The organism is Paraburkholderia acidiphila (assembly GCF_009789655.1).
Classification (GTDB): Bacteria; Pseudomonadota; Gammaproteobacteria; order Burkholderiales; family Burkholderiaceae; genus Paraburkholderia; species Paraburkholderia acidiphila.
In genome coordinates, this window is sequence record NZ_CP046910.1 from 1269011 (window position 1) to 1286889 (window position 17879).

Sequence of the window (17879 nt, forward strand, 5' to 3'; positions counted from 1 at the left end):
AATGGGTAGAAGTCGCTGGTCTAATTATTGGCCAGTGCTTCCTGATGCGCTTTTACGAAGTCGGCCATGCTATTGAAGCGGAAATCGAACTTCGGCTGCGAGCCGGGATTCATTGTCGCGCCAAAGCCGGACTGTGCATGACGGCGGTAGATCCAGCACGACGCCAACCCACATTCATTGGCAGGCTTGTGGTCGTGAAAGAGGCTTTCGGCGGTGTGAAGGATTCTCTCCTTCTCAATGCCGCGGTCGCCGAGTTTCTCGAGCATGTACTCGAAGTTTCGCAACGAGGGCTTATACGAGCCGACGTCTTCCGCCGTGAAAATCGCGTCGAACTCAACCTGTAGCCTTGCGTTGCTATAGGTGAACGTTTCGTTGTCGACATTGGAGAGAATCACCAGCTTATAGTGATTCTTAAGGTACTGCAGCGCGGCAACGGTATCCTCGAACGCCGGCCAGTTCCGCACCGAGCGCCCGTATTCCACGCACTCCACGTGCGTGAACGGGAGCCCCCATTCCTCAGCCAGCCGCTTGTAGACGACCGGCAGCAGTTCCTGATATCGCCTGGCTGGCGTGTATTGCTGCTGCGAGGACTCATGCCGCGCGTGGGCCTCCAGAACCTGGTCCCTCGTGAGCGGTGCGCTCGCCCGCTCGAGCAGCGGCTTGAGGCTCTCGAAGATGCCGCTTTCCCAGTCGATCAGGGTGCCGTAGCAGTCAAAAGTCAGCGTGTCGAAGTCGGTCAATTCCACGGTTACTCCTTTCGGACGCGCAAGGCGGAAATCACAGTGCACAGTGTATAGGCCGCGTCGACATCGTGAATCAAACAATGGCGATCGATTCCGTCATCATTTGGGCTGCCAATCAGGCGATTGTCCAGGTGCCGTGCGCGCGTCGCTGCGTCCGGCCGCACGCTCCGGCCGCCAGAACGCAAGCACGAACAGCCCGACCAGCGCCTGAGCGGCCACAACGAACGCCACGCACCCCGCCCAGCCCCAGCGATGCCACGCTGGAATGGGCAACACAGAGCCGAGGCTGCCGCCGAAGTAATAGCACGAGAGATAGATACCGATCGCCGTAGTCCGGGCCGCAGCGGCGGCATGGGAAATGAACGCATTGGCGCAAGCCTGTTCGACGAAAACCGCCGTCGAACCCAGCGCGAGCCCGGCGAGAATCGCGCCAACGCCGTCCGAGAGCGTCAGCAGGCTGCCCGCAATAGCGAGGCCAACCGCCGCGAGCGCGAGGTCGCGCGGCCCCCGGTGCCTCGCCATACGACCCGAAATCGGGGTAACAATCACCGCCACGAGGAACACCGCATAAATCGCGCCGATACCCGCCGTCGAAAAGTCGAACGGCGCCCGCGTGAGCCGCAGCCCGACGAAGGTAAACGTCGCAACCTGAGAGGCAAGCACGCATGCGCCCACGGCGAACGAGGCAAGCACCGGGCCGCGCATCACGAGCTTCCATTGCGTCTTTGCCGCACAACCGCCCTCCGTGCGCACGGCCCCCGATGCGGGCAGGCTCGCGTAGATCGCAAGGCCGGTGGCCAGGCCAAGCAGCGCCACGATGTCGAGCGCGTGACGCCACCCGAGCATCGACGTCAGCAGATTGGTGACGAAACGCCCCGCGAAGCCGCCCAGCGTGGTGCCGGCCACGAAGATCGCGCTCACTTCGGTAGCGCGCTCGCGGTGATAGCGCTCGCCGATATACGAAATCGACATGGCGAAAATGAACGGCATCAGCAGCCCTGCGGTGAAGCGCGCCGCGAGGAACGACGCAAAAGAGGACGCATGCGCGGACCAGACGACGGGCAGCGCAGATGCGAGCGCGGCGGCGACAATCACGGTGCGCCTGTCGAAGCGCGCCGCCAGGGTGCCGACGAACGGCGCGATAATGGCGACGGCCAGCGTGGTCGCGCTCACGCCCTGCCCGGCGTGTTCCGCGCTCACGCCGAACGCGGCGGCGAGTTCGCGCAGAATGCCTTGCGTCGCGTAGAGATTGATGAAGGCTGCGAAGCCGCACAGGAAGAATGCGGTTCGAATGGATTTGTCTTTCATGATTGACGGCCGGTCTGATCCAACCGACAGTCTGAGGATCGGCAATCGCTTGCGCCAATACCGTTTTCGTCGCCATTGATACCGCCAGAACAAGAATGCTCGACCTGCGCCGTCTCCGCTATTTCGTCACCGTTGCCGAAGAACTGCACTTCGGGCGCGCCGCCGTGCGCCTGAACATCGCGCAGCCGCCATTGACGCGCCATATCGCAGCGCTCGAAGCCGAACTCGGCATCCGCCTTTTCGAGCGCTCTACACGTGCGGTCAAACTCACGCCCGAAGGCATCGTGTTCCTCGAGCGGGCGCGCAGCGTGCTTCACGCCGCTGGCGAGGCGCAGGCCACCGCGCGCAAGCTCGCCCAGGGCGTGACAGGGCGCATTGCGATCGGCTACACCAGTTCGATTCCGATGTCGGATGCGTTCGCGGAAATCGTGCGCAATGCAGGCCGCGTACTGCCCGAGGTGGAGCTGACATTCCGCGAGGCCGCCACCGCGAGTCAGCATCGGCAAATCGTTGAGGGCACACTCGATATCGGCTTCGGCTGGTCGGCCGTGAACGCGCTAGACGATGGTTTGTGCTCGCTCGTGATCGCGCGCGAGCCGCTCGTCGCCGCCGTGCCGAGCGGCAGCGTGCATGCGCGCAAAAAGTCGCTCGCCTTCGCCGAGCTTCGAGACGAGACGTTTCTGATTTTGCCGCCGGGATATGGGTCGGCGCTGACTGCGGCGCTCGATTCGTTGTGCGCGCAAGCAGGTGTGGAGCCGCGCATCGGGCCTACTGCGTCGCAGACCGCGACGCTCGTCTCGCTCGTCGCGGCCGAGCGCGGCGTCGCCATCGTACCGGCCTTCACGGTGGCGCTGCAACGCTCGGGCGTGGCCTATGTGCCGCTGAGCGATGCGCCGGCGCTCGAACAGACTGTCTCGTGGATCGAGCCCTTTACATCCATATGTGTCGAGCGCTTCGTCGAGCTTGCTCGGTTGGTTGCACAGCGAGAAACGCGCGGCACTTGATGCGTTCTTGAGCCGCGCGCGTTTCAAGCTGGCACCGACGCCACGCTCGCCGTTCGCGTGGCATGCGTGGCCCGCTTCAAGCGCGCCACGCCTTCACGAATCTCATCCACGTTGGGCGCGGCGAACGAAAGACGCAGCGACGCGGTGTCCGGATCGTCAGCGAAGAACGCCTTGCCCGGAACGAAAATCACCTTGTTCGCTATCGCGTTCGGCAATAGTGTACCGATCACCACGCCGGGAATGCGCGCCCATACGAACATGCCGCCTTCGGGCTGATGAAACGCCAGTTCCTCTCCGAATTGCGCGCGCAGGCCATCGCAAAGCGCCTCGCATTTACCCCGATACGCTTGCGTGATGTGCGGAAGGTGTCGTTCGAGCGAACCCGCCTCCAGATAGTGCGCGGCGATCGCCTGAGTCCACGGCGTACTGCACAGGTCGACGGTCTGCTTGGCGATCACGCAGCGCCGCGTGATTTCGGCGGGCGCGATGGCCCAGCCTACGCGCAAGCCAGGCGCGACGACTTTCGAAAGACTCGAGAAGTGCACGATCCAGTCGCGCGAGCCCTCGACTTCGCTTGCCAGCGCCAGCATCGACGGCACCGCGTTGCCTGCGAAGCGCAGATCGCCGTAAGGATCGTCCTCGACGATTGCGAAGCGGTATTGAACGGCGAGACGCAAGAGCGCAAGGCGCCGCTCGCGCGTGAGCGTGGCTCCGGTGGGATTCGCGAAGGTCGGCACCGTGTACAGCAGTTTGGGCCGCACAATCGCGCCCGAAGCGAGCCGCGCGGCAAGGTTGTCCACGTCGATACCGTCGCCGTCTACCGGCACCGTCACGACATGCGCCTGCTGCAGCCTGAGCGCCTGCAGCGTGGCCGGATAGGCGGGCTGCTCGGTCAAGGCCGTGTCGCCCGGGTTGAGCAGCACGCGTAGCAAGAGGTCGAGGCCTTGCTGCGAGCCGGTCGTCACGAGCATCTCCTCGGGGGCGCAGGTCACGCCGCGGCGCGCCATCAGCGCGAGCAGTTGCGTCTTCAACTCGGGCAGGCCGTCGGTCGGGCCATATTGAAGGCAGCGCGTGGAAGCCTGCCAGGCTTTTGCCGCTGCCGCCTGCAGTCCTTCGGCGTCGAACAGGTCGCTGGCCGGATAACCGCCCGCGAAGGAGATCATGCCTGGTTCTCCCAAATACTTGAAAAGCTCGCGAATAGGCGAACCGGCAGGATGCTGAAATGGCGCGGTGAAATCGTACATGGCGTAGATGGAGTCGATGGCGGTTAAGCGCGGCAACGGACAAGCTTCGATTGTGGGCAGCCCTTACGTGCGTATCAAACGAAATCTAATCACCACGTCATGCGGTTTGCTCATTAAGCCTTCGCGCAATAAAAAAGCCCGTGAAATCACGGGCTTTTTGTACGCAGTCTGACGAAGCGCCATCACACGACGTTCTTTTCGACGATCGGCCGGTTTTCCAGCACACGCGACCAGTCGAGCGAAGACAGATCGAGCGTGGTATATCGGCCCTTCAGAATCAGTTCGCTCACGCCACGCCCGGTTGCCGGCCCCTGCTGCAGACCATGCCCGCTGAACCCATTGGCGAATATGCAATTGTCGATGGCCGGGTGATAACCGATGATCGCGTTCTGGTCGAGCACGTTGTACTCGTAGTAGCCCGACCAGCAGTTCTCCACGCGCAGCGCCTCGAACCCCGGCACGCGATGCGCAAGCGTCGGCCAGATCACGTCGTCGAAGATCGCGTGATCGACTTCGTCGAGCGGCAGATCGTTGGGATCGTTGTCCGCGCTCGGCGACGTGCCGGTGATATACGTATTGCCCTCGGGGCGGAAATACACGCCCGACGGATCGATCAACAGCGGACACGCAGTGAGCCGCGCCGGCGACGACACGTTGAAAATGCTGCGGCGGCGCGCATAAACCGGTATGTCGATGTCCATCATTTCCGCGAGCTTGCGCGCCCACGCGCCGGCCGCGTTCACGACCGTGTCGCACGCGTGGCGTTCGCCGTCGCTCGCGATCACGTGCGTGATCTTGCGGCCGCTGCGCACGACGCCGGTCACATCGGCCGCCACATAGCGCGCGCCGAGCGACTGCGCCTTCTTGCGCAGCGCCTGCACGAGGCCGTAGCCGTCGAACCAGCCCTCGCCGCTGCGGCCATACGCGCCGCTTTCGAGATCCTCGACGTTGAGCCAGGGAAACTTCGCGTGCAACGCGTCGCGCGCCATGAGTTCGATGTCCGCGCCGAGGCTCGTTTGCAGCGCGTGATTCTCGCGCAGCGTCGCGTCGCCCGCTTCCGTGGCGAGGAAAAGATAACCGCCCTCGTGCAGATCGATCGACGGACGGCTGCCGTTCACTTCGAGCCGTTCGCCAATGCCGCGCAGAAACTCGATGCCGAAGAGCGACATCTGGATCGACAACGGCGTGGAAAACTGCTGCCGGATCGACGCGGCCGAAAGTGCCGACGACGAACGCGCATAACTCGGGTCGCGCTCGAACACGGTCACGGCAACCGTTGGGTCGGCCGCGCGCAGAAAATAAGCAATAGAACTACCGATTACCCCGCCGCCAACGATAACGACTTGAGAACTCACGACTTGCTCCAGATTGCGGATAACTGCGGCGCGCATTGATTGAGTTTGCGCGAATCGATCCATCGACCGGGCGCGCAATGCACCCGGTCACGCCTTCTCACTGAGGTAAAACGCGCTTATTCGACGTTGAAATCGATGCCCTGTGCGAGCGGCAGCGCCGACGAATAGTTGACCGTGTTGGTCGCGCGGCGCATATAAGCCTTCCATGCGTCCGAGCCCGACTCGCGGCCGCCGCCGGTTTCCTTTTCGCCGCCGAACGCACCGCCGATCTCCGCGCCGCTCGGCCCGATGTTCACGTTCGCGATGCCGCAATCGCTGCCCGATGCCGACGTGAAGCGCTCGCTCTCACGCAGGTCCGTCGTGAACACGCACGACGAAAGGCCATGGTGGGCGGCGTTGTTCGCCTCGATGGCGTCGCCGAAGTCGCTGTACTTGAGCACGTAAAGAATCGGCGCGAAGGTTTCCTTCAGGACCACTTCGGTTTGCGACGGCATCTCGACGATGGCCGGGCGCACGTAGAAGCCCTTTTCATTGCCCGCCACCGTGTGGCGCTCGCCGCCGAACACCTTGCCGCCCTCGCGCTTTGCCTGCTCGAGCGCCGACTGCATGCGCGCGAACGACTGCTCGTCGATGAGCGGCCCCATCAGCGTGCCCTGTTCGAGCGGATTGCCGATCGCGACCTTGCCGTACAGCGTCTTCAGGCGCTCGACCGCCTTGTCGTACACGCTCTCGTGCACGAAGAGGCGGCGCAGCGACGTGCAGCGCTGACCCGCCGTGCCGACTGCCGAGAACAGAATGCCGCGCAGCGCGAGTTCCAGATCGGCGGTCGCGGAAACGATGCCCGCGTTGTTGCCGCCCAGTTCGAGCAGCGAGCGGCCAAAGCGGCGCGCGACTTCCACGCCAACGGTGCGGCCCATTTCGGTGCTGCCCGTTGCGCTGACGATGTTCGAACGCGGGTCGGCCACGAGCTTCGCCCCCACATCGCGGCCGCCAACGACCAGGCTCGTGAGGCCTTCGGGCGCGTCGCCGAACTCCTTCAGCACGTCCTGCATGATCTTGTTGACGGCAACCGCCGTGAGCGGCGTCTTTTCCGACGGCTTCCACACCACGGCGTTACCGCACACGAGCGCGAGCGCGGCATTCCACGACCACACGGCGACCGGGAAATTGAACGCGGAAATCACGGTACACACGCCCATCGGATGCCACGTTTCCGCCATGCGGTGGCCCGGACGCTCCGAAGCAATCGTCAGACCGTAAAGCTGGCGCGAGAGGCCGACCGCGAAGTCGCAGATGTCGATCATTTCCTGCACTTCACCGAGGCCTTCCTGGAAAATCTTGCCGGTTTCCAGTGAGACGAGGCTGCCGAGCGCGCGCTTCTGTTCGCGCAGCTTGTTGCCAAGCAGGCGCACGAGTTCGCCGCGGCGCGGCGCGGGCACGTTGCGCCAGGTCTTGAACGCCTCCTGTGCCTTCGCGAGCACGGCGTCGACGTCGGCCGCCGACTGGCTCGCGACGCGGCCGATCAGCTCGCCGTTGATCGGCGAATGCACGGCGATGTCGCCCGCTTCCGCGAGCTGGGAAATACCGAGATCCGAGAGGATGGAGGAGGCTTTCATAGGTAGAATCCCTTAAAAATTTCCGATACGAAACATTGCTACTTTAGGAAACTATACACGCGCATTTTTCTGGCGACAACACGAAAATCCACGGGATTTTCGCCATGCCGCGCGCATCGCATCCGCAGGGCTTTCCGTGATAAAAACGGCGTGCGGCCGCCCCGCCCGCGCACCATTCATTTCCTATTGGAAACAATGCATTGGGCGCCGACAGAAGCGGCGCCCTTCAAGTTAGCAACGGTTTTCGAGGTCAGTCGGCGGTTCGCGTCGTGACCGGCACCCACGCCACGTTCTTGACCTGATACAGCGTCGAACTGGGGCTCTTCAGGTCGCCCTGGGCATTGAACGCGATCTTGCCCGTAATGCCATCGTAGTTCGTGGCCTTCAGCGCGGCGTTGAACTGCGCCGGCGTAGCCGAGCCCGCCTTCTCCATCGCCGAGATGGCGACCCACGCCGCGTCGTAGGCAAACGGCGCGTAGGCAAGCATGTCGATGCCGTACTTCTGCTTGAACTTCGCCTCGAAGCCTTTGCCCTTGGGCAGCGTGCCGAGCGGCTGGCCGTATTCCCATACCGAAGCGCCATCGGCGGAGTCGCCGGCGAGCTTGATGAAGTTCGCGTCCATGACGCCGCCGCCCGCGAGGAATTGCGCCTTCAGGCCAAGCTGGCGCATGCGCTTGACGATCATGGCCGCCTGCGCGTCGAGGCCGCCGAAGAACACGAGATCCGGATTCGTGCGCTTGATGCTCGTGAGCTGGGCGCTGAAATCCACGGCCTTGTCGTTCGTGAATTCGCGCGCGACGATCGTGCCGCCGCTCGCCTTCACGGCCTTTTCGAACTCGTCGGCTTCGCCCTGGCCGAAGGCCGTGCGGTCGTCGATGATCGCAATGCGCTTCGCCTTCGTCACCGTCGCCGCGTAGTTGCCGGCGTTGCCGGCGTTTTGCGAGTCGGTCGCGATCACGCGGTAGATGGTCGGGGCGCCGCCCTGCGTGATGGCCGGATTGGTCGCCGCCGGCGTGATCATCGGAATGCCTGCCTTCGCGTAGATCCTCGAAGCCGGCAGCGTCGTGCCCGAATTGAAGTGGCCGATCACGACGGCCACGTTGTCGTCCACGAGTTGCTGCGCGACCTGCACGCCGATGCGCGGATCGCTCTGGTCATCCTGCGAGTCGATCACGAACTTGACCGGCTTGCCGCCGATGGTGGGATGCGCGGCGTTGGCTTCGTCCACGGCCATACGCACGCCGTTCTCGATGTCTTTGCCATACGCTGCGCCGCCGCCCGTGAGGGGGCTGGCCACGCCGATCTTCACGACCACTTCCTGCGCGCTCACCGCGCCGGCAACCAACATCAACGACGCTGCGATCGCGCAGCTACGACGAGAAGCGAGGAAACGAGGATGCATGCGATATTCCTTCGGTATCTGAAGCCGGCACATGATGCGTGCCGAATAGTCGCGCGGACCTTCGGCGCACAGGATTCGTCTCGCGCCGCGCGATGCAGGGCGGCGGAACGTGAAAGGATTGTCGGCAGCGCTTGCGCATGCATCAAACGAAATCTAATCACCATGTAATGCGCTTTTCTCATCAAGCCCGCACACGCGCGGAATACGGCAACGCGTGGCGCGGCCTTCCAGGCATTGGGAGATACCCGATAGCGCGGATATCCCGCTTGTGCGTGGACCTCATGCAAGAACGGGGCGAGCAGGCGCCTCACCCTTGCATGGCTTGGGTTTACCTGAGAAATCATCAACTTGACCACGATCCATTTACTTAGTCATGCAAATCGATATGTCGCATGACATGGCAAACGCTCCACAATACCCAAATGTTATGATCGGAAACTTAGAGTACGATACGAACACACTGCAAACCCATCGCGAACACCCGAGTCCCCGAATGGAAACCCCGTCCCTCAAGCCCGCCGAGCACGCTTCAGCGGAGCTGGGCAAACGCGTCAAGGCGGCCCGGCTGAAGCACGATTACACGCTCGAGGCCGCCAGCCGCGTGTGCGGCGTGTCGCGCTCCACGCTCTCGAAAGTGGAAAACGGCGTCATGTCGCCGACGTTCGACGTGCTGCAGAAGATCGTTCACGGCCTGAAGATCGACCTCGGCGAGCTGTTCGGCTCGGCGCCCAGGCCGCGCGCGAGCGGACGCCGCGCGCTCACCCGCAAGGGCGGCGGGCAGCAGCATGCGGCGGGCTGCTATCAGATGGAGTTGCTCGCAACGGAACTCGCGCACAAGGCGATGCACCCGTTTCATATTCGCGTGACGGCCCACTCGCTGGACGAATTCACCGAATGGGGCCGGCATGAGGGCGAAGAATTTCTCTTCGTATTGAGCGGCTCGGTTTGCCTGTACTCCGAGCTCTACGCACCAACGCATCTCGAAGCCGGCGACAGTATTTACTTCGACAGCCGCACGGGTCATGCGGCCGTCTCCACGAGCGAAGAAGACGCGGAAGTCCTCTGGCTCATCAACGAGCCGCACCCGGACGCGCAGGACGGCGCGCCGGGCGTTTGAAGCGCCAATCCAACTTTACGCAGCGTTCGCGGTCATTTTGAAAATGCCGGTGGCATTACCCGCGTCGAAGCGCAAATCGGTCTGCCAGCTACGCGTGGCCTGATCGAACGTGCGTTTGCGCGTGATGAACTCGTAAAACGAGCCCGGCACCTCGCGTGTCACGCGCTGGCCGTCGGCCGCGCGGAACTCGCGCACCACAGTATCGGCGCGATACGCCGTTTGAAACACGCGGCCCGAGCGCGAGGTCTCGACGCTGGGTTTCATTGGGCGCCCCTTGGCCTTCTCGTCGTCCGAAAGCTTGAACACGTCTTCCACGCGGTCGGTAGCGTGATTGAAGGCGTTGCCTTCCGTTGCAATCCACGCCATTTCCGCCGATTCTTGCAGCAACGTCTCGTAGTCCGAAATAGCTGGCACTTCGTGCTGTCGCGCGAACGCCCCGACGATCACGGGCAGCAGTTGCAGCGCCGCATCGAGCGGCAGCGAGCCGTCGCGTTCGAGCTCGGAGAGCTGCGCCACGGCCAGCGGCGTGAGCGGATCTTTCGACGTGCCCACCACGTTCGTCACGGCTCGCTGGAACGCCGCCGAAAAGCGCTCGGGGTGCAGTTCGCTCACGAAGAATTGCGCGATCTCGTCGGGCGCGTCTTCGTGTGCGTAAGCGCGCCCCGTCATGCCGAGCTTGTCGAGCGGATAGCGGCCGTTCAGGCGAAAGCCAAGCGGGCGCAGAATGCGCGTGAACGCCGCCTCTCCCGGCGGCAGCGCGCCACTCTGCGCCCAGCGCACCGTGCGCAGCGCGCCATGATCGAAGTACACCGCGCCGCCCTGCACCACCGTATCGTTCGTGTACGTGCGGCCGTTGGGCGAGCGCTCCAGCAGGTCTTCGAACAGCGCCATGTTCATCGCCTGGGCGAGTTCGGCGCGTGTGACGGTGCCGCCTTCCCAGTCTTCGAGCATCGAAGGAAAGTTCAGCGTTGCAAAGAGGGTTTCCGTTTTCTCGCGGCCGAGCAGCGCGGACAACAAGCGTTCTACGTTCGAATTGCGCATCACCAATCTCACAGGAAACGACCACCTGCCGGCTGGCAGCGGTCATCAAACGGGCCGCTGGCCATCGGCTTCGGCCAGCTATACGTGAAACGCATTATTCGAATGGTTGCGCACCGCGTAAAGCGAGATTAAATTGTCACTTGATGAGTTTCTGGAATCAACATGCGCAAGTTCAAGATCCCGAACATCGGCGCGCTCACGGCGTTCGAAGCCGCGGCGCGGCACGAGAGCTTCACGCACGCCGCCAAAGAGCTGTTCCTCACCGAAAGCGCGGTATCGCGCCAGATCGCCACGCTCGAATCGAATCTCGGCGTGCGTCTGTTCGTGCGCGCCAAGCAGCGGGTCGTGCTCACGCGCGCGGGCCGACTCTACAGCACCCAGGTGCGCCGCGCACTCGAAAACCTGGATCGGGACACGCTCTCCATCATCGCGCACGGCAGCGGTGGCGGTTATCTGGAACTCGCCGTGCTGCCGACCTTCGCCTCCGAATGGCTCATTCCCCGCCTCAAGGACTTCTACGACCGCACGCCCGACGTGCGCGTGAACATGGGTGTGCGCACCGAGACCTTTTCGTTCGAGGAATCGCATTTCGAAGCCGCCATCCACTACGGCAAGCCCACCTGGCCTGGCACGTCGTCCGACTTTCTGTTCGGCGAGGAAGTGGTGCCGGTGTGTTCGCCGTCGCTACTCGCGAAGCCCATCAAGAAGGCGCATGAACTGCTCGCCTACCCGCTGCTGCACTCCACCACGCGCCCCGACGGCTGGACGCGCTGGTTCTCCGACCTCGGCGTGGAGGACAACGCCACCATGCACGGCGTGCGCTACGAACTGCACACGATGCTGATCGCAGCGGCCGCAGCCGGACTCGGCGTGGCGCTGGTGCCGAAGTTCTTCGTGGAAGGCCAGCTCGAGCGGTTTGGCGTCGTCATTCCGTTTGAAGCGCCCGCTATTGCCGATGGCGGCTACTACTTTGTGTACCCCACCGAACTGAGCCACGGCAAACCGCTGGAACTGTTCCGCGCGTGGCTGCTCGAGCAGGCCAGCGCCTATAGCGCCTCGCAAGGCGGCGGCTGATCTGGGGGTCGCAGCGCACGAGACATACGATCAGAAAAAAGTTTCCTATAGGAAATAGTTGGGTTAGCATCGGACGAAACCACTTCTTCGTCACGAGACAGGTATGGAAGACGTCGTCGTCATCGGTGCGGGCATCGTCGGGGCCTGCGCCGCGCTCAACCTGGCGCAGCGCGGCCTGCGCGTGCGTATCGTCGATAGCGCACCGCCAGGCTCCGGCTGCTCGTTCGGCAATGCGGGGCTGATCGCGGTCGATCATGTCGCGCCGCTCGCGAGCCCCGAGACAATGGCCGGCCTCTCACGCATGCTGCTGCGCGGCGACAGCCCGCTGCGTCTGCACAAACGCAGCCTGCCGCGCATGGCGCCGTGGATGCTGGAGTTCGCCGCTCAGGCGCAGCGCCCCCGTTTTCGGCGCAATACGCGCGCGCTCGCGAGTCTCGTCACCGGTGCGGCGCAAGCGTGGCGCCGTCTGCTGGATCGGCATATCGCCGCCGAACTCTTTCGCGACATCGGCTCGCTCTACGTGTTCGAACAACCCGTTGCGCACGCAACGGAACGCGCGCAACTCGATCTGCTCGACCAGCACGGCGTGCGCTACGAAAATCTCTCGGCTGAGCAGGTGCGGCGCGACTATCTGCCGTCGCTCACGCCGCATATCAGCCACGCGCGCTACTTTCCCGGCATGGCTTCGGTCACGAATCCGCAGCAGGTCGTCGTGCGTATTTTCGAGGCCGCGCTCGCAGCGGGCGCGAGCTTCACGAGCGCCGCCGTCGACGCATTGCGCGCCCTGCCCGATGGCCGCGTCGGCGTCACGCTGAACGGCGAAACGCATCCGGCCGCGAAGGTGCTGATCGCGGCCGGCTCGCGCAGCGCCGAACTCGCCCAGCAACTCGGCGCGAGGATTCCGCTGACCAACGAGCGCGGCTATCACGTCCAGCTCGCCGCGCCCTCGCAGGACACGCTGCGCGTGCCTGTGAGCTTCGTCGAGCGGGGCTTCACCTGCAATCCGATGACGCAAGGCATCCGGCTTGCCGGCACCGTCGAACTCGGCGCGCGCGGCGCACCCGACTGGCGCCGCGCCGATCTGCTCGCTACGCAGTTCCACACGTTGTTTCCCGGCGAGCAAGCCCCGCAGGTCGCGAGCCGCTGGTATGGCGAGCGCCCCACGCTGCCCGACTATCTGCCGATGATCGGCGAGATCTCCGGCGCGCGGAATGCCTTCGTCGCGACCGGCCATCAGCATCTCGGCCTCACGCTCGGGCCGCTCACCGGCGAACTCGTCGCACAATTGATGGCGCGCGACATACCCGCCGTCGATCTCGCACCGTTTCGCATCGACCGCTTTTGAGGCCGGCCCGGAATTTACGCGGCCCCATCCACGCATCATTCACCAGGAGAGAACATTCGATGGAGCCCATCGCGATTTACGACGCAACCGCCACGGCGCGCCTGCTCGACTTCGGCGTGCTGCTCGACGCCCTCGCCACGGCCGCTCAGGACCACGACGCGGGCCGCATTCACGCGCCCGTGCGCACGGGCGTGCCGCTCAAGGGCAACGGCGTCATGCTCTCGATGCCCGCCAGCGCCGACGACATCGCCATCCATAAGCTCGTGAGCGTGTGCCCCGCCAATACGGCGCTCGGCCTGCCGACCATCTTCGGCGCGGTGACGGTGTGCAACGGCGCGACCGGGCAGCCCGAGTTCATTCTCGACGGACCGACCGTCACTGGGCGGCGCACTGCGGCCCTTTCCATGCTCGGCGTGCGCGTCTTTCACCCAGGCGCACCGCGTGCGTTTCTGCTGATCGGCACGGGCCAGCAAGCGCGTTTTCATGCCGAGGCGATCGGCCAGCTGTATCCGGCGGCGACGCTTTACGTGAAGGGTCGCACCGAAGCGTCCGAGGAAGCGTTCCGCGCTCACCTCGCGCAGTCCGGCGTGCACGCAAAGCCCGCGCACGGCGCGGTGCCCGATGAAGTCGATGTGGTCATTGCCGCGACCACGAGCAAGACGCCCGTATACACCGCCGCGGCGCGCCTGGACCGGCTCGTGATCGGCGTTGGCGCCTTCACGCCGGACGCCGCCGAAATCGCGCAGGAAACGGTGCGCGCAAGCCGCGTGTTCGTGGACGACCTGGCCGCCGCGCGCGAAGAAGCCGGGGACCTGCTGCAGGCCGGCATCGACTGGGCGAACGTGCGCACGATTGGCTCGGCTGTCGCGGACGGCGCGCAGCATGACAGCGCGCCCGTGCTGTTCAAGACGGTCGGCAGCGGCGCATGGGATCTTGCAGCGTGCCGCGTGGCGCGCGACACGCGTTAGTCCGTCATCCGGATGCGCGGATTAGAATCGCACATCGATCGCGCAGCACGATCCCATCCGAGACCCAAGGCAGACGAACCATGACGACGAGCGCTCTCCAACCCGCCGTAAAAGTCCTGCGCGGCGAGGTAATCGAAACCACGCATGTCGCCCACATCGCCGTGGTCGACGCTCAAGGGCGCCTGCTCTACGCGCTCGGCAATCCGCATCGCATGACGCTCGTGCGCTCGGCGGCCAAGCCCGCGCAGGCGCTCGCCGTGGCCGAGACGGGGGCGCTGGAACGCTTCGGATTCGACGACGCCGATCTCGCGCTCATGTGCGCCTCGCACAGCAGCGAGGACCGCCATATCGAGCGTACGCGCGCGATGCTCGCCAAGGTGTCCGCTGCGGAATCGGATCTGCGTTGCGGCGGCCATCCGCCATTGTCCGACGCCGTATACAAGGCGTGGATCAAGCGCGACTTCACGCCTGGCGCGGTGTGCAGCAACTGCTCGGGCAAGCACGCCGGCATGCTTGCGGGCGCGCGCTCCATCGGCGCGGCGCTGGCCGATTACCACTTGCCTTCGCATCCCTTGCAGCAGCATGTGAAGCGCGTCGTCGCCGAGGTTTGCGATCTTCCCGAGACGGGCGTCGAGTGGGGCATCGACGGCTGCAATCTGCCCACGCCTGCCTTCCCGCTCGACCGGCTAGCGCGCCTTTTCGTGAAGCTCGCCGATGCGCAGGATCAAGTGCATACCGCGACCGACTCGCGCTCACAGGCGCTTGCCCACATCTATCGCGCGATGACGTCGTATCCGGAACTCGTGGCGGGCGAAGGCCGCTTCTGCACGACGCTCATGAGCGCGTTCGAAGGCGCGCTCGTCGGCAAGCTGGGCGCAGCGGGCAGCTATGCGATCGGCGTGCGGGCAAGCGCGGCGACGGCGGCGCATACGGGCGGCCCGGCATTGGGTATCGCCGTGAAGATCGAGGACGGCGACCTCACCGCGCTCCATGCGACCGTCGTGGAAGTGCTGAGGCAACTGGGCATCGGCACATCGAATCAGCTTGGACAACTAAGCAAATTCGACGCCCCGCGCGTCGTCAACACGATGGGCGTCGAGACAGGTTACGTCGCGCCGCAGTTCACGCTGGAGCGCTTCGATCACCCATCCGGCAAATAAGAAGTAGATGAGGTTGGCGCGGGCTTCACAAGCCCACGCCAAAACACCAGCGCTCAAAGCAGCGCCACCACCTTCACATCGCTACGATCGGCCGATGCCACGACCTTGCCGTCCACACGGCGGAACATGAGCGTCACCGTATTCTTGCCCACGCGCAGATCGCCCACTTCGAGCCAGTCGATGCCTTCGGGCAGCATGGGCTGCTCGACACGCACCTCGTTGCGTGCCGCGTCGATCGTCACGCCAAGACACGCTTCGAGCATCATGAACGGCGAACCCGCAGCCCACGCTTGCGGCAGGCAGGCCACCGGATACGCCGTGGGCGGCTCGCCGCGCCGGCGCGGGAAGCCGCAGAAAAGCTCGGGCAAACGCATGTCGAACGTCACCGCGGCCTCGAACAGCGCCTGCAGCAAACGCACCGCCGCCGCCTTGCGGCCATAGCGCGCGAGGCCGCGCGCACACAGCGCGTTGTCATGCGGCCATACCGAACCGTTGTGGTACGCCATGGGATTGAAACGCGCCTGCCCCGCCGCCAGCGTACGCACACCCCAGCCCGTATGGAACAGTGCCGATTCGAGCACTTCGGCCACCGCGCGGCCGCGCTCCTCTTCGGGCAGCCCAAACGCAAGCAGATGCCCCGCATTCGAAGCGAGCACGCGGCACAGTTCGCCGTGACCGTCGAGCGCAATGCCGTAGAACTCCGACTCCGGCATCCAGAACTTCTCTTCCACGCAGCGGCGGATCTTCGAGGCGCGCGCGGCGTAGCGCGCCGCGTCTTCCACCTGGCCGCGATGCGTGGCGAAGCGCGACATCGTCTCGAACGCCGCGCTCGCGTACGCCTGCACTTCGACCAGCGCGATCGGGCCATCGGGGAACCGGCCGTCCGCATGGAACACCGAGTCGTGGCTGTCTTTCCAGCCCTGGTTCGCAAGGCCGCCTTCCGATTCGCGCCGGTAGTCGAGCAAGCCGAGTTTGTTGCGGTCGCACACACCTGCGACCCAGGCCGCGGCGCGCTCGAGCGCCGGCCACAACTCGTCGATCAGCGAGACGTCGCCGGTGCGTTCGACGTACGCGCCCGCCAGCACGACAAAGAGCGGCGTGGTGTCCACCCCGCCGTAGTAGAGCGCGAACGGCACTTCGCCGGTGGCGGCCATTTCGCTCTTGCGCATTTCGTGCATGATCTTGCCGACCGCCGCATCGCGGAACGCCGAGTCCTCTCGCGCCTGATGTTCCGCGAGAAAACGCAGCACGCCGCGCGCGAGCGCGGGTGTAAGCCATAACGTTTGCAGCGACGTGATGACCGCGTCGCGGCCGAACGGCGTGGAGAACCACGGAATGCCCGCATACGGATACGGGCCGGTCGGCAAGTCCGTGGTGAGCAGACCCAGATCGGCAATCGAGCGGTTGATCCACGCATTGAAGAGCGGGTTGCTCGAGCGCAGAGCCGCCGCCGCGCGGCGGCGTTCGCGCATTACGATGTGCGAGTCGACCAGCGCGGCGCGCACGGCCGCGCGGCCCACGCGCTGCTCCTGCGTGTTCGCGAGGCAATGCGGTGGCTGGAAGATGCCCGCGCTCTGCGTGCCGGGCGCGGCGTCGGGCAGCGCCTCCACTTCGATCGCCACCGTGAGATAGATCGAGACGCAGGCCTGCGCGGGCAGATCGACCGTGAAGTCCGCGCGATCGGCGAGGAGCTTGCTCGGCGTTGGCGAGAACTCGATACGCACGCGCCGCGCCACGTGGTCGAGCCCGATGTATTCGAGCCGCACCTCGCCGTCTTCGACGCGCGGCGGCATGAGCGTGCCGCGTTTTTCCCGCTTCAGGCCACGCACTTCGAACATGTCGCGGAAGTCGCTCGCGAACGAGATGGAGAGCGGCACCACGGCGTCTTCAGTGCCGTAGTTCGTGAGTTCGATGGCCTCGGTCATCATCGTGCCGGAGAGCACGCGCTCGCGCTGCACGTGAATCACGCCCTCGGGCGTGGTGGTGCCGCCCAGCGGCGGCAGCGGACGATTGGTGAGGTGGGCCGTGAACACGGCGTTGTCGCTGCTCACGCTGCCCGAGAGCAGCGAGGGCACGCGCCCGCCGAAGGTCAAGCGCAGCGACGAGAGCACGCGCGTGTCGTTGACGAAGAGGCCGTCGTCGATGCCGGTGATGTCGCCGAGCGGATCGTTGACGATGAAGGTGCCGCCCGACTTCAGCACATGCTGGTCGGCGCTGGCGACCTCGGGCGTTTCGGGCGCGATGAACGCGCCGTCGGTTTCCCGCGCGTCTTGAGCGGGATGATCCACGCCGCTTGAGCGCGTGACGCCACCGAGTGTTTCAGGATCCTGCATTGCGTGCCTCCTGGGTCCCATGCAAATGGTTACGGTACGGTTCGCTTGCGGATGATTGTAGTGGCTTCGGCGCAAGCGTTGGCAGCGAATGCATGAAGACTAGGGCCTGTTCACGCTAATAACAGGCCCCAGGCGAAGAATACGCGCGAAACCGGCGGCAAATCCCGGC

At 64.7% G+C, this 17879-nt stretch carries 14 protein-coding genes; 6 read left to right on the forward strand and 8 right to left on the reverse strand.

Annotation, left to right across the window (positions count from 1 at the left end; translation table 11 throughout):
* Positions 1-20 precede the first annotated feature (20 nt).
* Positions 21-746: a haloacid dehalogenase type II gene (locus FAZ97_RS20285; protein WP_158760209.1), complete on the reverse strand. Its 726-nt coding sequence runs from the start codon at positions 744-746 to the stop codon at positions 21-23.
* Positions 747-842: 96 nt separating this feature from the next.
* Positions 843-2051, reverse strand: a complete 1209-nt coding sequence (locus FAZ97_RS20290) for an MFS transporter (RefSeq protein ID WP_158760210.1) — start codon at positions 2049-2051, stop codon at positions 843-845.
* A gap of 95 nt (positions 2052-2146) precedes the next feature.
* On the opposite strand from FAZ97_RS20290, the gene FAZ97_RS20295 reads away from it, so the two are divergent.
* A complete protein-coding gene (locus FAZ97_RS20295; protein ID WP_158760211.1) occupies positions 2147-3055 on the forward strand; it encodes a LysR substrate-binding domain-containing protein in 909 nt (302 codons plus the stop codon).
* 23 nt (positions 3056-3078) lie between these two features.
* On the opposite strand, the gene FAZ97_RS20300 is transcribed toward FAZ97_RS20295, so the two are convergent.
* The 4 genes from FAZ97_RS20300 to FAZ97_RS20315 all read right to left on the reverse strand — a co-directional run bounded on the left by FAZ97_RS20300 (position 3079) and on the right by FAZ97_RS20315 (position 8618).
* Positions 3079-4299: an aminotransferase-like domain-containing protein gene (locus FAZ97_RS20300; protein ID WP_158761009.1), complete on the reverse strand. Its 1221-nt coding sequence runs from the start codon at positions 4297-4299 to the stop codon at positions 3079-3081.
* A gap of 182 nt (positions 4300-4481) precedes the next feature.
* Positions 4482-5654: an NAD(P)/FAD-dependent oxidoreductase gene (locus FAZ97_RS20305; RefSeq protein WP_158760212.1), complete on the reverse strand. Its 1173-nt coding sequence runs from the start codon at positions 5652-5654 to the stop codon at positions 4482-4484.
* 116 nt (positions 5655-5770) lie between these two features.
* Entirely contained in the window at positions 5771-7270 is a 1500-nt protein-coding gene (amaB, locus tag FAZ97_RS20310; RefSeq protein WP_158760213.1) for an L-piperidine-6-carboxylate dehydrogenase, read from the reverse strand.
* A 250-nt stretch (positions 7271-7520) separates the two neighbouring features.
* The gene (locus FAZ97_RS20315; protein WP_233271822.1) at positions 7521-8618 is read right to left on the reverse strand and encodes a branched-chain amino acid ABC transporter substrate-binding protein; all 1098 of its coding nucleotides are present in this window, start codon (positions 8616-8618) and stop codon (positions 7521-7523) included.
* A gap of 547 nt (positions 8619-9165) precedes the next feature.
* Here FAZ97_RS20315 and FAZ97_RS20320 point away from each other — a divergent pair.
* A complete protein-coding gene (locus FAZ97_RS20320; protein ID WP_158760215.1) occupies positions 9166-9789 on the forward strand; it encodes a helix-turn-helix domain-containing protein in 624 nt (207 codons plus the stop codon).
* Positions 9790-9804: 15 nt separating this feature from the next.
* Here FAZ97_RS20320 and FAZ97_RS20325 read toward each other — a convergent pair whose 3' ends face one another.
* A complete protein-coding gene (locus tag FAZ97_RS20325) occupies positions 9805-10830 on the reverse strand; it encodes a DUF1338 domain-containing protein (RefSeq protein WP_158760216.1) in 1026 nt (341 codons plus the stop codon).
* 162 nt (positions 10831-10992) lie between these two features.
* Between FAZ97_RS20325 and FAZ97_RS20330 the strand changes: the two genes are divergently transcribed.
* The 4 genes from FAZ97_RS20330 (at position 10993) to FAZ97_RS20345 (ending at position 15377) form a co-directional block, all read left to right on the forward strand.
* Positions 10993-11904 carry a LysR family transcriptional regulator gene (locus FAZ97_RS20330; RefSeq protein ID WP_158760217.1) on the forward strand — a complete coding sequence of 304 codons (912 nt, stop codon included), beginning with the start codon at positions 10993-10995 and terminating at the stop codon, positions 11902-11904.
* Between the two features lie 103 nt (positions 11905-12007).
* On the forward strand, positions 12008-13249 hold the full coding sequence (locus tag FAZ97_RS20335) for an NAD(P)/FAD-dependent oxidoreductase (protein ID WP_158760218.1): 1242 nt from the start codon (positions 12008-12010) through the stop codon (positions 13247-13249).
* A gap of 59 nt (positions 13250-13308) precedes the next feature.
* Positions 13309-14217 carry a bifunctional Delta(1)-pyrroline-2-carboxylate/Delta(1)-piperideine-2-carboxylate reductase gene (gene lhpI, locus FAZ97_RS20340; RefSeq protein WP_158760219.1) on the forward strand — a complete coding sequence of 303 codons (909 nt, stop codon included), beginning with the start codon at positions 13309-13311 and terminating at the stop codon, positions 14215-14217.
* An 80-nt stretch (positions 14218-14297) separates the two neighbouring features.
* Positions 14298-15377 (forward strand): asparaginase, encoded by a 1080-nt coding sequence (locus tag FAZ97_RS20345; RefSeq protein ID WP_158760220.1) that lies wholly within the window; start codon positions 14298-14300, stop codon positions 15375-15377.
* Between the two features lie 53 nt (positions 15378-15430).
* Here the strand turns inward: FAZ97_RS20345 and FAZ97_RS20350 are convergent, their stop codons facing one another.
* The gene (locus tag FAZ97_RS20350) at positions 15431-17710 is read right to left on the reverse strand and encodes an amylo-alpha-1,6-glucosidase (protein WP_158760221.1); all 2280 of its coding nucleotides are present in this window, start codon (positions 17708-17710) and stop codon (positions 15431-15433) included.
* Between the last annotated feature and the right edge of the window lie 169 nt (positions 17711-17879).

Bases quoted from the DNA above. Each gene is read 5' to 3' on its own strand.
- FAZ97_RS20290 (WP_158760210.1), bottom strand. From the start codon at position 2,051: ATGAAAGACAAATCCATTCGAACCGCATTCTTCCTGTGCGGCTTCGCA.
- FAZ97_RS20295 (WP_158760211.1), top strand. From the start codon at position 2,147: ATGCTCGACCTGCGCCGTCTCCGCTATTTCGTCACCGTTGCCGAAGAA.
- FAZ97_RS20300 (WP_158761009.1), bottom strand. From the start codon at position 4,299: ATGTACGATTTCACCGCGCCATTTCAGCATCCTGCCGGTTCGCCTATT.
- amaB (WP_158760213.1), bottom strand. From the start codon at position 7,270: ATGAAAGCCTCCTCCATCCTCTCGGATCTCGGTATTTCCCAGCTCGCG.
- FAZ97_RS20315 (WP_233271822.1), bottom strand. From the start codon at position 8,618: ATGTTGGTTGCCGGCGCGGTGAGCGCGCAGGAAGTGGTCGTGAAGATC.
- FAZ97_RS20320 (WP_158760215.1), top strand. From the start codon at position 9,166: ATGGAAACCCCGTCCCTCAAGCCCGCCGAGCACGCTTCAGCGGAGCTG.
- FAZ97_RS20325 (WP_158760216.1), bottom strand. From the start codon at position 10,830: ATGCGCAATTCGAACGTAGAACGCTTGTTGTCCGCGCTGCTCGGCCGC.
- FAZ97_RS20330 (WP_158760217.1), top strand. From the start codon at position 10,993: ATGCGCAAGTTCAAGATCCCGAACATCGGCGCGCTCACGGCGTTCGAA.
- FAZ97_RS20335 (WP_158760218.1), top strand. From the start codon at position 12,008: ATGGAAGACGTCGTCGTCATCGGTGCGGGCATCGTCGGGGCCTGCGCC.
- lhpI (WP_158760219.1), top strand. From the start codon at position 13,309: ATGGAGCCCATCGCGATTTACGACGCAACCGCCACGGCGCGCCTGCTC.
- FAZ97_RS20345 (WP_158760220.1), top strand. From the start codon at position 14,298: ATGACGACGAGCGCTCTCCAACCCGCCGTAAAAGTCCTGCGCGGCGAG.
- FAZ97_RS20350 (WP_158760221.1), bottom strand. From the start codon at position 17,710: ATGCAGGATCCTGAAACACTCGGTGGCGTCACGCGCTCAAGCGGCGTG.